The sequence below is a fragment of the Spiroplasma endosymbiont of Nephrotoma flavescens genome, assembly GCF_964030835.1.
In the GTDB taxonomy this organism is placed as follows: Bacteria; Bacillota_I; Bacilli_A; order Mycoplasmatales; family Nriv7; genus Nriv7.
Genome location: NZ_OZ034982.1, coordinates 797105 through 811580 on the forward strand (window position 1 = coordinate 797105; position 14476 = coordinate 811580).

19 protein-coding genes are annotated in these 14476 nt (G+C 27.3%); 14 read left to right on the top strand and 5 right to left on the bottom strand.

What is annotated here, in order from left to right; all coding sequences use genetic code 4:
- Positions 1-24 precede the first annotated feature (24 nt).
- The 5 genes from AAHN02_RS04685 (at position 25) to AAHN02_RS04705 (ending at position 3196) form a co-directional block, all read left to right on the top strand.
- The gene (locus AAHN02_RS04685) at positions 25-1212 is read left to right on the top strand and encodes a phosphoglycerate kinase (protein WP_342277478.1); all 1188 of its coding nucleotides are present in this window, start codon (positions 25-27) and stop codon (positions 1210-1212) included.
- A 436-nt stretch (positions 1213-1648) separates the two neighbouring features.
- Complete coding sequence (locus AAHN02_RS04690) at positions 1649-2461, top strand: HAD family hydrolase (RefSeq protein WP_342277479.1); 813 nt, start codon at positions 1649-1651, stop codon at positions 2459-2461.
- A gap of 138 nt (positions 2462-2599) precedes the next feature.
- On the top strand, positions 2600-2737 hold the full coding sequence (locus AAHN02_RS04695) for a hypothetical protein (RefSeq protein ID WP_342277480.1): 138 nt from the start codon (positions 2600-2602) through the stop codon (positions 2735-2737).
- Positions 2673-2912: a hypothetical protein gene (locus tag AAHN02_RS04700; RefSeq protein WP_342277481.1), complete on the top strand. Its 240-nt coding sequence runs from the start codon at positions 2673-2675 to the stop codon at positions 2910-2912. Before AAHN02_RS04695 ends, AAHN02_RS04700 begins: the two co-directional genes overlap by 65 nt.
- Before the next feature lie 41 nt (positions 2913-2953).
- Entirely contained in the window at positions 2954-3196 is a 243-nt protein-coding gene (locus AAHN02_RS04705; protein WP_342278189.1) for an IS30 family transposase, read from the top strand.
- A gap of 577 nt (positions 3197-3773) precedes the next feature.
- Here the strand turns inward: AAHN02_RS04705 and AAHN02_RS04710 are convergent.
- The 4 genes from AAHN02_RS04710 to AAHN02_RS04725 are packed head-to-tail and all read right to left on the bottom strand — an operon-like array spanning position 3774 to position 9664.
- The gene (locus tag AAHN02_RS04710; protein WP_342277482.1) at positions 3774-5999 is read right to left on the bottom strand and encodes a RelA/SpoT family protein; all 2226 of its coding nucleotides are present in this window, start codon (positions 5997-5999) and stop codon (positions 3774-3776) included.
- Positions 6000-6018: 19 nt separating this feature from the next.
- Positions 6019-6531 (bottom strand): adenine phosphoribosyltransferase, encoded by a 513-nt coding sequence (locus AAHN02_RS04715; protein WP_342277483.1) that lies wholly within the window; start codon positions 6529-6531, stop codon positions 6019-6021.
- Between the two features lie 25 nt (positions 6532-6556).
- The gene (gene secDF, locus AAHN02_RS04720; protein ID WP_342277484.1) at positions 6557-9376 is read right to left on the bottom strand and encodes a protein translocase subunit SecDF; all 2820 of its coding nucleotides are present in this window, start codon (positions 9374-9376) and stop codon (positions 6557-6559) included.
- A 12-nt stretch (positions 9377-9388) separates the two neighbouring features.
- Complete coding sequence (locus tag AAHN02_RS04725) at positions 9389-9664, bottom strand: hypothetical protein (RefSeq protein ID WP_338968116.1); 276 nt, start codon at positions 9662-9664, stop codon at positions 9389-9391.
- Positions 9665-9922: 258 nt separating this feature from the next.
- Here AAHN02_RS04725 and AAHN02_RS04730 point away from each other — a divergent pair, with 258 nt between their 5' ends.
- A complete protein-coding gene (locus tag AAHN02_RS04730) occupies positions 9923-10867 on the top strand; it encodes an IS30 family transposase (RefSeq protein ID WP_342277485.1) in 945 nt (314 codons plus the stop codon).
- On the opposite strand, the gene AAHN02_RS04735 is transcribed toward AAHN02_RS04730, so the two are convergent.
- Complete coding sequence (locus AAHN02_RS04735; protein ID WP_342277486.1) at positions 10864-11298, bottom strand: YebC/PmpR family DNA-binding transcriptional regulator; 435 nt, start codon at positions 11296-11298, stop codon at positions 10864-10866. The two genes, AAHN02_RS04730 and AAHN02_RS04735, sit on opposite strands and share 4 nt — an antisense overlap.
- 253 nt (positions 11299-11551) lie before the next feature.
- Between AAHN02_RS04735 and AAHN02_RS04740 the strand changes: the two genes are divergently transcribed.
- The 8 genes from AAHN02_RS04740 (at position 11552) to AAHN02_RS04775 (ending at position 14456) form a co-directional block, all read left to right on the top strand.
- The gene (locus tag AAHN02_RS04740) at positions 11552-11878 is read left to right on the top strand and encodes a hypothetical protein (protein ID WP_342277487.1); all 327 of its coding nucleotides are present in this window, start codon (positions 11552-11554) and stop codon (positions 11876-11878) included.
- Between the two features lie 2 nt (positions 11879-11880).
- Positions 11881-12102, top strand: coding sequence for a hypothetical protein (locus AAHN02_RS04745; protein ID WP_342277488.1), 222 nt, complete (start codon positions 11881-11883; stop codon positions 12100-12102).
- Complete coding sequence (locus AAHN02_RS04750; RefSeq protein WP_342277288.1) at positions 12102-12263, top strand: hypothetical protein; 162 nt, start codon at positions 12102-12104, stop codon at positions 12261-12263. Before AAHN02_RS04745 ends, AAHN02_RS04750 begins: the two co-directional genes overlap by 1 nt.
- A gap of 3 nt (positions 12264-12266) precedes the next feature.
- Positions 12267-12497 (top strand): hypothetical protein, encoded by a 231-nt coding sequence (locus tag AAHN02_RS04755; protein WP_342277287.1) that lies wholly within the window; start codon positions 12267-12269, stop codon positions 12495-12497.
- Positions 12498-12663: 166 nt separating this feature from the next.
- A complete protein-coding gene (locus AAHN02_RS04760) occupies positions 12664-12906 on the top strand; it encodes a hypothetical protein (RefSeq protein ID WP_342263184.1) in 243 nt (80 codons plus the stop codon).
- Between the two features lie 24 nt (positions 12907-12930).
- Positions 12931-13914, top strand: a complete 984-nt coding sequence (locus AAHN02_RS04765; protein WP_342277489.1) for a hypothetical protein — start codon at positions 12931-12933, stop codon at positions 13912-13914.
- A 6-nt stretch (positions 13915-13920) separates the two neighbouring features.
- Positions 13921-14205, top strand: a complete 285-nt coding sequence (locus AAHN02_RS04770; RefSeq protein WP_342277490.1) for a hypothetical protein — start codon at positions 13921-13923, stop codon at positions 14203-14205.
- Between the two features lie 2 nt (positions 14206-14207).
- Positions 14208-14456, top strand: coding sequence for a hypothetical protein (locus AAHN02_RS04775; protein ID WP_342224158.1), 249 nt, complete (start codon positions 14208-14210; stop codon positions 14454-14456).
- Positions 14457-14476: the final 20 nt, after the last annotated feature.

Consider the following 14476-nt stretch of genomic DNA (forward strand, 5'->3'; position numbering starts at 1 on the left):
ATTGGAAAGGAAAATTAAATTCATATGAAAAAAAAATTGGCAGATATTAATTTTAAAGATAAAAAAGTATTAGTCCGAGTAGATTTTAATGTGCCATTAGTTGATGGTGTTATTAGTGATGATAATCGTATTATTAGTGCCATCCCAACAATTCAATATTTATTAGACCACGATGCTAAAGTTATTTTATTATCACATTTGGGAAGAATAAAACGGTCAGAAGATTTAAAAAAATATTCATTAAAACCAGTAGCAAAGCGGTTAGCAGAGTTATTAGGTATTGAAGTAAACTTTGTTGATGAAATTAGTGGGGTAACATTGCAAACAGCAATTAATAGTTTAGAAAATAAACAAATTTTATTAATGGAAAATACGCGTTTTGCTGATTTAGAAAATAAAAGGGAATCTAATAATGATGCTAGTTTAGGTAAATATTGAGCAAGTTTAGGTGATGTTTTTGTTAATGATGCTTTTGGCACAGCCCATCGTGAGCATGCTTCTAATGTTGGTATCGCAACTAATATTAATGAATCGTGTATTGGCTTGTTAGTGGAAAAAGAGTTAGCAATGTTAAATAAAGCGATTATTAATCCTGAGCGACCTGTTGTTGTGATTTTAGGAGGGGCAAAAGTATCTGATAAGATTGGTGTTATTGATCATCTTTTAAAGGTAGCTGATAAAATAATTATTGGTGGAGCAATGAGTTATACTTTTTTAAAAGCGCAACAATTTAATATTGGCAAGTCTTTAATTGAAGAAGATAAAATACAATTAGCTAAACAGTATTTACAAAAAGCAAATGGTAAAATTATTTTACCGATTGATCATTTGATGAGTAAAGAGTTTGTTGATCAGTCTGGAATTAATAGTACTGATGCTAATATTGCTGATGATTATATGGGAATGGATATTGGTGAAAAAACAATAACATTATTTAATAACTATATTAAAGAAGCTAAAACTATTATTTGAAATGGTCCAGTTGGCGTTTTTGAGATGAAAAATTTTAGTAAAGGAACGCTAGCAATTTGTGAAACAATTGCTCATTTAAATAATGTTTTTAGTATTGTTGGTGGTGGTGATTCAACAGCAGCAGCCATTCAGTTAGGTTTTAAAGATAAGTTTAGTTATATTTCAACTGGTGGTGGTGCTAGTTTGGAATTATTAGAAGGTAAACCGTTACCCGCTATTGAAGTTATTCAAGATAAATAGTTAATGTTATTAATGATGTATCGTTTATTTAAACGATACATTTTTAGGGCGCATAAAGTTTTGTTAGGTGGGTAAAGATTTGAATAATTTTGAAAGAAAAGCAACTAAAAATTTATTACCTTTTTACTTGAAAAATAATTACTAAAACAAAATATTTAATATTAACAAACATATTCTTAATAAAAGGTTATAAAAACTAAGTAAAATGCTTATAAAAACAACATTAAAATAATTTTTTACAACAAAAATCATACATAAGAAATATATACTTAATTTGCATATTGAAATAATTTATAGTAAATGACTATTTTTTCTTTTTTAAAAAATACCTAAGAAAACTAAACGCGACCCATTTTATTGTTAAAATATAAAAATTGTAATATATGTTATAATTATTTGTGAAAAATATAAATTAGAAAAGATAAATGGTGTTATGATGAAAATTAAGTTAGTTGCTTTAGATTTAGATAAAACATTATTGAAAAATCATTTTGAGTTACATCCAGAAAATATTGTTGCTGTGAAGCAAGCTCAAGAACTTGGTGTTAAAGTAATTATTGCTACAGGACGATCACCGCAATCTAGTTATAAATTTGCTCGTGAATTAGGTTTATATGAAACTAGTGAACATATGGTATGTTTTAATGGCGCCTATGTTATTAATTTAAGAACTGGTGAGTTATTAGTTGATAAAGAAATAGCGTCAAGTACTATTAAACAAGTTATTAATTTAGCTAAAAATTATAAAGTTGCTTTTTGAGGTTATAGTGTTGATGGTAATATTGGTTATATTTTAAAGAAAACTTTTAAAATTTGGTTAATTCAAAAGTTAAATCGTCGTAAAATTGTTAAAGTTAATGAAAATTCTGATGTTAGAATGTATAAAATTTTATTATTAGATAAGAGTAAAAGAATTAATAGTTTAGCATTAGAATTAGAAAAGTTACAAATTGCTGAAATTGCGGTTTCTGACAAGGGAAAATCTCGGATGATTGAGGTTAATGAATTAAATATTAGTAAAGCAAGTGGTATTAAGCATTTAGCTAAGATGTGAAATATTAATCGTGAAGAAGTTATGGCCATTGGTGATGGGATGAACGACTATAAAATGATTGAATGAGCTGGTTATGGAATTGCAATGAAAGATAGTGAAAAACCATTATTAGCAATTGCTAATGATATTACTGATACTTATAATAATGGTGGCGTTAGTAAAGCAATTCATAAATATATATTAGATGTTAACTAAGATGTTATAAAAACTCTTAGTTTTTTTAATGCTGAATTATACTTGTAAGTGCAAGTAAATAAAATTGCAAAAGATTTCATATAAAAATTTCATAATGCTAAGTTTATTTTAGAAAAAGTAAATTTAAAGAGTTTTTATATGGGATACAAACATCTTGGCATAGATGAAAGAATTTATATTGAGAATCAATTGAAATTTAAAGTAAAAATTAGTGAAATATGTACAACAAAAATTATTATTAGGTTGATCGCCTGAACAAATTTATGGCAGAATTAAAAATTTTCATCAAGAATGAATTATTAGTTTTAAAACAATTTACAATTGAATTTATTCTGGATTACTTGAAAAGGTTACTAGTAAAAATTTAAGAAGAAAAGGTAAGAAACGAAAATCTCAAGAAAATCGGCGTAAATTTAATGGTAAATCCATTAAAGAAGTAAATCATGTTTAATAACTTTAGTTGAAAGAACATCAAGATTTACTTTAGCAATATTAGTTGAAAATAGAACTACTAAAGTTATTAACAAAAATATTAGTCATTATTTATCAATTCTTCCAAATAATCTTGTTAAGACTATAACATTTGATAGGGGTAAAGAATTTGCTAATTGACAACAACTTGAAAAAAATTTAAATGTGAAAATTTATTTTGCTGATGCATATTCACCTTGACAAAGAGGTACTAATGAAAATACTAATGGTTTAATTAGAGAAAAATTTCCTAAAAAAATTTAATTTTTCAAACACTACTAAAAATGCAGTTCATAAATTTATATTGTCTTTAAACCAAAGACCAAGAAAAATACTAAATTATCTTTCGCCAATCGAATATTTGGTTAGAAAAATAATTTAGTTGCACTTAACTTTACAATTTGGCTTAAAAAACAACATTAAAATAATTTTTTACAACAAAAATCATACATAAGAAATATATACTTAATTTGCATATTGAAATAATTTATAGTAAATGACTATTTTTTCTTTTTTAAAAAATACCTAAGAAAACTAAACGCGACCTTTATGAATATCTTAGACTGAAAAATATAACCACAAAAGGCGAGCAATAATTTTATCATTGATATAAGTTATTTTTCATCTAACTATTCTACATAAGGAGAAAGGAGGCAATAAAATGAACAAGTGTAAAGACTGCAAATGTTCTTGTTCTGAGGGACATAATTGCAAAGACTGTAAGAAAGATAGTACTAGTAAACATAGTTGCTAACAAATTAAGACAATAAAATAAAAAAATAAGTCTCTAACAAAAGGAATTTAGTTAGAGACTTATTTTACTATATATCTAACTATATATCTAGTTTTCCATTACAACCACATCGTACACATGGGGTATTTGTCGTAATGATGACAACAATTGTTGAAGCAGAACTTTGTTGGCAATTTTAATAACAAGATTAATACTGTATTTATTATCCGAACTTGTTTCAATATGAATTTGTTGAATCGAAGCATTTAAATTAGCAAGAATATTGGTAATATTAGCCATTAAACCATCACGGTCGTAACAAATTACTTTAATATTACTATAATATTGATGGCGCTTAACGACATTTTCATTCCACCACACTTCCAAAAGTCGTCCTTGGCGTTCTTCTGGAAGAATATTATGGCAATTAACACGATGCACGCGAATCCCACCAAGTTTACTAACATATCCCGTAATTGGTTCTAACGGCATTGGCATACAACAATGAGCTAAAGTTGCTTTAATATTATCAGCAACTTTAACAAAAATGTCATCTTTTAAGTTAATTTTTTCAACTTTTTTTTCTTGAAGATGATTTAAATAAGTATTAGGGCTAGTTTCATTACTTGCTAATAAAAGATTAATCGCATCATCAAGTTGATATTTCTTATTAGCAACATCTAAATAAAAATCTTCTAAAGTATGATATTTTAATTGCTTTAAGCGATGCATTAGATCTTTTTGGGAAACTAATTTTCATTTTAATTTCCGTTGCGTTAAAACATCATCAATCGTTTTTTTAACATTTTTAATTTTTTTAAGATTTTTAGATTCATTATCTTTATGAGTTTCATCAAATTCTTGTTCTTGTTTTTTTAAAAATCTTTTAATTTTATGCAATGCATAACTAGTTTTAGCAATAACTAGTCAGTCACGGGATGGTCGCATATTTTTACTAGTTTTAATTTCCACAACATCACCAGATTTTAAAACAGTACTAACAGAAACATAGTTACCATTAATCTTACCACCCGTAGTTTTCTCACCAATATCAGTATGAACTTTATATGCAAAATCTAAAATTGTTGACCCAAAAGGCAAAGTAATAACTTTACCATTAGGAGTTAAAACATAAATTAAAGAAGTAAAAATATCACTCTTAACGGCTAACTCCATATTTGGTTTTTCATTATTTTCTAACTCTTCATTGTTAATATTTTCTAAATCTAAAATCCGATTAAAAATATCTAAGCGCTCATCAATATCAGCTTGGCGTTTTTTAGTATTATAGATTTCGCCCTCTTTGTATTTTCAATGCGATGCTGCTCCATAAGTTGCCTTTTCATCCATATCAACAGTTCGAATTTGAATCTCATAAATTGTTGCATCTTGAATAACTGTTGTATGTAATGACTGATATAAATTATATTTAGGCGTTGCAATATAGTCCTTAAATCTTCCTGGTAAAGGTGGAAATTGCTGATGCAAATAACCTAAAATCGTATAACATTCATCTATCGTATTAGTAATAATTCTTATCGCTAATAAATCATGAATATCTTCAAATTTACGCCCAAAATAATACATCTTACGATAAATTGAATAAATACTTTTGCTACGACCAGAAATTGTTGCTTTAATATTCTTACTATCTAATAATGACTTAATATTGTTAATCATTATGGCCATTAATGATTCTAAATGTTGTTTTTCCAAATCAACATTGCGAGAAATTCTTTTATATTCAACAGGATTTAAAATTGCAAAAGACAAGTCTTCTAAAAGACTTTTTACTTGTCGCATCCCTAACCGGTGCGCAATTGAAGAATAAACTTCTAAAGTTTCTTTCGCAATAACTTTTTGTTTTTCTGGTTCCAAATATTCAATTGTTTGGATATTATGTAAACGGTCTGCTAACTTAATAACAATAACACGAATATCGTGCGCCATACTTAAATATAACTTTCGCAAATAATTAGATTTAATTTCACTACGATTCATTTTAGCAAAATAAGATACTTTCGTGACCGCTTCAACTAAAGTTGATATCTCAATACCAAACTCTTTATTCAAGTCTTCAAAAGTTGTCGGTGTGTCTTCTAACACATCATGTAATAAACCAGAAATTAATGTTGCTAAATCCATATGCCATGTTGCCAAATAATAAGTTGTTCATAAAGGATGATTAATATAAGGTTCACCACTTTTTCTTAACTGCTGATCATGCTTATTATAAGCATAGGCATATGCGCGTTTTATTTCCTCAATATCTTTTTCATTACTAATATAGGTTTTAACTTTATCTAAAACTTGTTTAAATGTTATCGATTTCATAATATCAAACTCACTTATTTTAATACTGAATTAAGCTTTCAATTTTTAAATTAGGAAATTGTTCGCGGGCTTTAAAACTAGTCAATTCAATAACAAATACTGCGGCAATAACCTCGCCTTGTAATTCTTCAATTAAATTAATAATGGCATCAATCGTACCACCGTTGGCTAGCAAATCATCAACAATAACAACTTTCATTCCGGGAACAATCGCATCCTTATGAATTGCTAAAGTACTTTTGTTATATTCTAATTCATAACTTTTATGAATAACTGCTCGCGGTAATTTATCTGACTTACGAATGGGAACAAATCCCAATCCCAATTCACTAGCAACCGGAGTTGCAAAAATAAATCCTCGGGCTTCGGGTGCTACAATAACATCCGGTTTAAATGATTTAACAATTTCTTCTAATTGCTTAACAACTTGTTTAAATGCTACACCATTAGCCAATAATGGTGTTATATCCTTAAATTGAATTCCTGGTTTTGGAAAATTAGGGACATCAATTATTAATTCTTTTAAATCCATTAACTAACTCATCCTTCCAACATTATTAATCATTAACACCGATAACAATTTGCTCATCAGGTCCAGTTAATGATTTATAAATTTTTTGCTTTTTATTTCGTAAAAGTTTTCCTTTAATGTTAGCAAAATATACTCATAATCATCGCAATAAAATTGTTGAAGAATAAATACCAATAACACTACCTAATAAAAGACCAAATGCTGCCCCAATATTTTGACCAATAACAAATAACACCATTGACAATAACAAGACTAACGATAAAACAATTAAACTACTTTTTAAAGTCATTGTAAATCCCGTATTTACCAAATCCGATAAATTACTCTTATTCATTTTCGTACTATCCAAACCAATTTTATTTTCCCGAACACGGTCAAAGATAATTATTTTATAAATAATAGCAAAGATAACTACTGCTAAAATAGCTGTAACAACTTCAATCGTTACTTCAAAACGACAAATAATTATCAAAGAACAAGTTAATAAAACATCATGAATAATTGTCAATATTAATGGTAGAATAAAACTTCAATCAAAACGAATAATTAAATAAATTAGAATAATCACCATAATAACTGCTAACACAATAACCCCATTAATGACAACGCTACCACTAGTTTCATTTCATAAAGAACCATAACTAACATCATTAATTCTAATTTCAGATTGGAAATTATTTTCTGATAACCAAGTTTGTAAGGAGTTAACATATTTATTATCAATTAAGGAAGTTTTAATAAAAATATTATATCCACGATCTTCCATCCGCCTAAATACTGCTAGCGAATAACTATCTGCTGAATAATCGGTTTTAAATTTACTAATAATTTCATTTTTAGTTTCCTCAATTGCTTTTAGAAACGCCTCATCATCACTCGTAATACTATGTCCAGAAGTTTGCACTTGAAAAATTGTTCCCCGCGTAAATTCTAAACTAGTACCCGGTCCCGCAGTTGTAACAACAATAACACCACACGAAATAATAATCGTAGAAAGTAAAACTAATCATTTAAAACTTTTTTGATAACTAAATTTCTTAGAAAACTGTGTTATCCGATTAAAACCAAGCTTTTTAATAAGATAATGAATTTTTTGTTTTATAATTACAGAATTAGTCATTACTAAATCTTGACGGTTATTAATCCAGTTTAATGATAATAACGAATAATAAATTCCTCGGATTAAAACAATACCAAAAATAAAAGCTCCTAAAATACTAATAATTAGCATAATCGCAAACGATTTAATAATACCGGTTCCAAATCAATAAATAAAGAAACTAATTATCAATGGCAAAACACTCATATCAAAAACTGTTGATATTGATTTTCGATTAGCATCTAAAAAAGATTGAATTAAAGATTTACCCCCATTAAACTCAGTTTTCATTCGTTCTAATAAAATAATACTACTACTTAAAGCAACCATCATACCTATCAGCATAGCAATAAACACTTCTCAGCCATAAATCCCTAATAAAACATTAAACACAACCATTGTAACAACGACCATTGTTGCTAAAATAAGACCGAAAATAAGACCCAAAACACGATAAAATACTGCCAAAATAACTAATGTTATTAACAAAATAACACTAACAGTAATAATCATCATCACCTTTGTGGCATTACTAATTACGGTATCGGATACTGAATATGACTCAACTTGGTAGGCAATTCCTTTAATGCCGGCACTAAAAATTTTAGCTAAACCAGCGGCTGCCTCTTCACCACTAATTTCAATAAAAGCAATATCACTTACTTTATCACTATTATTAGGTTTAAGCTGTAATGATGAAGATGTAATTAAATACTTATTTTTATATTTGTTATTCATAACATCTTTAAATTCAGTATTAACAAGTTCTACTAAAAAAGGACGAAACGGATTTAAATATTTTTGCTTATCATAAGTATCATCTTCATTATTAATATCAATTGTTAAATCACTATTTGGCGAATTCTTATTATAGCTAAGAACCTCATTAAAAGTAACATCAGCGTTTTGAAAATAGTTATAAATATCAGAATCCGTATTAACACTTTGATCAGCTAAATTTACTTCTTTAACATCAGCATTTTCACGATTACGAACACTAGCCGCTAAGAGACTTCGCAGAGCATTTCTTAATTCTTGCGCTTCACCACCTTGCAAAGCTACCGCTTTAGCATTAATAAATTTTCTAAGTTTTATCAAATCGTTATAATTGCTCCGCATCTCATCTAACATTTGCCCAAAATCTTGTCAAACATAAACTGACTTTTTATCTTGATATTTTAAAATCGCATTATATAACTCTAAATTTTTAATTTTGAATTCAATTGATGGCTTATTTATTCCCGAAATTAAAGAATTTTTGATTGAACTACTATCAATAAAATCTTTTAAAACAATTCTTTTACCATCCTTCTTTGCTGGTTTGTAAGTTTCACCTGTCCCTGTACCAACAAGTAAATCATCACCTTTATCATCTAAAAAGAAAATTGATCCGCTGCGTTCAACATCTCGTAAAAAATCAGCAATATTACCATAATTAGCTTGCGGAACGATAATATTTAAACGACTTCCCCCAATATTACTAGCAAAACGACTAATATCCATTCGTTTTTTTCTTAAAGGATCAATTTTATCTTGCAAAGTATTAACAGCCTCATGACGATTTTTCGCATTTTCATAACTAACAATTGTTTGATATGCCCCACCAACTAACATTCCTGAACGAAAATTATTATCAACAAAAAAACTACCCATAATTAAACCAGCAATAGTACTTAAAATTAAAATAATAAATAAACCGAATTGAATTCAAAGGTTTCGTTGCGTTCCTTTAATATTATTTTTCATATCTATACCTCATTATTTCTTTTCAAACATTTCTTTAAAATCATCTAATGATATTGTTTTATCAGTAATTAATTTATTATTAATATATTCAATAACAATATTTGGTTTAATATTAAATATATCATATGTTGCTTGTTGCAAACTAGTAGCTTGCCGTTTATGCAAAATCACTTCCAAATAATAAGTTGCCACATCAACAATTGACAACGAAGAAATTTCTAATTTCAATTCCATAGTTTTTAATTCTAATAATTTAAGAACATAACTATACAAATAAGACTTTTCCATTATTTTTTCCAACCTTATTGTCAAATCATTTATAATTATACAATATAATTTTTAAAAGTGAAAAAATAATTGTCGCTAACAACTATCGGCAATGTTCTTCCATATTAGTAATATAATTTCCTTTTTAATTATCATCTTCCACAAAGTTTAGCTGAATTATACTTGTAAGTGCAAGTAAATAAAATTGCAAAAGATTTCATATAAAAATTTCATGATGCTAAGTTTATTTTAGAAAAAGTAAATTTAAGGAGTTTTTATATGGGATACAAACATCTTGGCATAGATGAAAGAATTTATATTGAGAATCAATTGAAATTTAAAGTAAAAATTAGTGAAATAGCTAAAAATATTAATCGAAGTATTAGTACTATTAATCGAGAAGTTAATAGAAATAAAGATAATAATCATTATTTTTCATTAATTGCACAAAATAAAGCAGAAAATAGAAAACAATTACATGTTTATTTTCATAAATTTAAAAATAGAGAATTAGTAAAATATGTACAACAAAAATTATTATTAGGTTGATCGCCTGAACAAATTTATGGCAGAATTAAAAATTTTCATCAAGAATGAATTATTAGTTTTAAAACAATTTACAATTGAATTTATTCTGGATTACTTGAAAAGGTTACTAGTAAAAATTTAAGAAGAAAAGGTAAGAAACGAAAATCTCAAGAAAATCGGGGTAAATTTAATGGTAAATCCATTAAAGAACGAAATATTAATAATCGCATAACTCTTGGCCATTGAGAAGGTGATACTGTAGTATCATCACGAGGTAAAAGTAAATCATGTTTAATAACTTTAGTTGAAAGAACATCAAGATTTACTTTAGCAATATTAGTTGAAAATAGAACTACTAAAGTTATTAACAAAAATATTAGTCATTATTTATCAATTCTTCCAAATAATCTTGTTAAGACTATAACATTTGATAGGGGTAAAGAATTTGCTAATTGACAACAACTTGAAAAAAATTTAAATGTGAAAATTTATTTTGCTGATGCATATTCACCTTGACAAAGAGGTACTAATGAAAATACTAATGGTTTAATTAGAGAAAAATTTCCTAAAAAATTTAATTTTTCAAACACTACTAAAAATGCAGTTCATAAATTTATATTGTCTTTAAACCAAAGACCAAGAAAAATACTAAATTATCTTTCGCCAATCGAATATTTGGTTAGAAAAATAATTTAGTTGCACTTAACTTTACAATTTGGCGTTTTATAATAAATATTTTGCACATCATCATCAGCTTCTAAGGAATTAATTAACTGTCAAAACTGTTCAATCGCAATTTCATTTTCTAAGGATACTGTTTTATTCGGTTGAAAAACAATTTCACTAACATCAAAGGCAGTAACACCCTTAGATTCTAAAAAGGTTTTGGTTATTCAAAACCTATCAACAGTTGTCGTAATAATAAATGTTCCTTCATCATTATTAACATCAATAGCCGCAATTTCTAAAGCTCATTCAAAAACTTCATCCACACTAACCATCTTATTAGTAAGAACTAATAGTCCCACCCGAGTAAAAAGATAACGAACACTGCCAGTAACGCCTAATGTTCCTTTAGCTTTATTAAAATTAGTCGCTGTACGATTACGATTGTGTAAAGCACACACTTATGTTAGTTTTGCACAAAATCAATAAATAAATATGAGCTCATTTATTTATTGCAAGAAATATAAGGTTAAATTAACACTTATTATTTTTAATTATGCTTTATATTTTTTGCACCAATGAAATCAAACTAAGTTAATTAGTAAACGAAGTTTACTAACAAAACTTGTTAAACATTCAAATCTGCGATATATAAATGTTTAAAAAACTTAGTTAAATAACTTAGTTTATAACAAATAAGAAAGGTAATTTACTATGAAAAACATTGAAAACATTTTCTTAAATACTAAAAAATATCTCTTAAAAGAAACGCAAAACGCAATTTTAATCAAAGCACCAAAAATTCCCTGATTTAATAAACAAATCAGTATTTGGTTTCCAAAACGATTTGTTTATAAAGGAAAATATGAAAATTCCATTTGTATCGGAATAATCAAGAATAGTGAATATCAAGTAATTTCAGTTAATCAACAAGAGCAAGAAACTAAGTTAATTAAAGGCCAAGAATTATTAGGTTTCTTCATTGCCGAAAAAGAAAACAACAAAAAAAATACAAATTATAACTATTTTAAAGGAGTTTAAAAATGAATATTACAATTGGACTAATATTTATAATCATTTGCATAATGTTACTGGCATATTTTGCTTATAAAATTTATGCCAAAATAAAAATTAGAATTAAATACAAAAATACCATTAAAAATAATACTGGTAATTTCACAAAAGACGAAAAAGTGTTTATTGCTCGCTTTGAAGAATGAGTTAAAGCACCTAATTCAAAAGAAAATAACGAGGATAAAAAATAATGTTTTGAGAAATTATTATGGGGTTCTTAAAACTGTTTGTTCCGATAGAAAAAATGCCTGCACAAGTTGCCTTTATTGCCGGATTAATTATTATCATCACTTTTCTTTTCGCCTTAATTTCAATTATGTATTTACCAATAAAAATGATTTTTGGGAAATAAAAAATGACAATAAACTTAAAAGAATTTAATTGAGAACAAATTAAACAAACTTTCTGAGATTTATTTATTCAAATCACAACTATCCCAGCTCATATTACTGGTGGCAAAGAAATTGATTTAACCGAAGCACCACTTTGACTTTTAATAGCAAACATTGCTTTTTGATTCTTAACAGCGATTATGGTGTGATTTATTCTAATGATACTTTGAAAAACCATATCAATATTTAGATAGAGACAAAATTAATGTCAAGAAGTTACATTGTGATGCAGTACCAAAGAAATTCAAAATTAGTTAGAAAAAAATACAATCGCGTTAAGGTTAATTGTAGTTTTAACAAATTTAAGAAAAACTTTGAATATAAATGATGAATGTTTTAAAAAAGAAAGGGGGTGATTATATGATTGGAACTTTCTTGGCCGATGCACCAGCGGTAACAAAAATAACAGCTAGCGATGCGATGACTAAATTGTGAAATGCAATTATAACAGCATTTACTAAAATGTGAGAAATTATTGCCGTTAATATGCCACAAGTTGGTAACTTCTTTGCTGACTACTGAATCTTCATTTTTCCATTTATTTTGGCAATATTCTTTATTTGCTTTAAAATGTTTGAAAAACTACTTGGCGCAGTACGCTAACAAAAAAATAAAATGAGGTGCAAGATGAAATTTTGCAAATGAATAATAGAAAAAAATAACCATTTTATTGAATTAAATCGCACCTCATTTTTAATTTTATGACATTGAGGAGCAATTTGATACATTTACAACGGTTATTTTAAAAACATTGTAAGCTATTTATTTTTAGCAGGTTGTATTTTGATTTTCGTTTTTAAAATCAGCAATTTAACACAAATTAACAAAGTTATTAACTTCTTAAAAAACTCACCATTAAATATTGTGATTGGTTCGTTAGGAACTGGAAAAACCGCCTTTCTAGTATACGCAGCAAAATTACTAAAAAAGAAAAAATATCACATCGCCGCAACCTTTCCATTACTAGAAACCCAAAAATTAAGTTTAGGACATATGGGATTATTAGATTTTGATTATCCGGTATTGCCAGACAAAACCTTACTTTTATGAGATGAAACCAACTTATTTTTAGAAGGAACTGATTGAGAAAAAAATAATACCAAAAACGAAGAAACCGGTATTCAAGAATATTTCGCTCTGGCACGCCATTTCGGTCATATTGTGCTAGCTAGCGGTCAAAGAGATAAACATATTTGAGTTAAAGTTCGTGATATTGCCAATAATGTGATTGTGGGCATTCGTAAAAAACCCGTTAATATTTTTCGCCCCTACTTAAAAGTCATCTATGGCACCTTTACTAGTATTGAAGAATATGAACGCTGACGAAACACTTTAATTGATGCTAAAAATAGTAAAAAGGGTCGTCGCATTAAATATCGTGATATTCCGGAATTAGATATTTATTTTTTTAAACTAAAAATTCCTTTACCAATACTTAACACTTACAATTCTTTTTACCTAGCGTTTTTAAGAGATTACTTAAATTCAAAAGTGAATCCTGACTATGAAGATAAATACTATAATGACACAGCAATTGATTTAGAAGACTTAGAATACTTAAAAATGGATAAATTCAGCAAATTTTTAAGAAAAATGAAAGAAAAGGAATAATAAAAAATGAAAAATCTCGCAAAAATGGCCGACTTTCTCGCTCAAATGCTTTATAAAGTTTTTGACTTAATTTGAAGTTTAGAAGTGCCGGGAACGAATATTCAACTGATATTTCCTTTATTCTTAACACTGGCTGTAGAGTTTCTTATGGCAATCATTCTTGGATTTGGCAGTCAACAAATTAATTTAGAAAAACAACGCCAATATGCTGTTAAAAATAAGGGGCGTTTAAGTGCATGAGGAAAAACTAAAAAACAAATAAAACCAATAAAAACAAAACAAGGTAACTAAAAATGTTTAAACTAATTATTATTTTTATCTTAATAACTGTTCTTGGATTGTTGGCTGGTAGTCATTTTGAAACTTTAACGAACTATATTAGCGAGGGACTTGCCAATTTCCAAAAGTTTATTACTAGCAATTTAACAATTTTAGAACTATTTAAACCAATGGCTCGGACATTTTCGCAACACCCAATTTTTACCATTCTTGGTGTCACTTGTGTACTTATTGCTTTATTTATTGTGATTAAAGGACAATAAAAATATGAAAGGAAAATTAA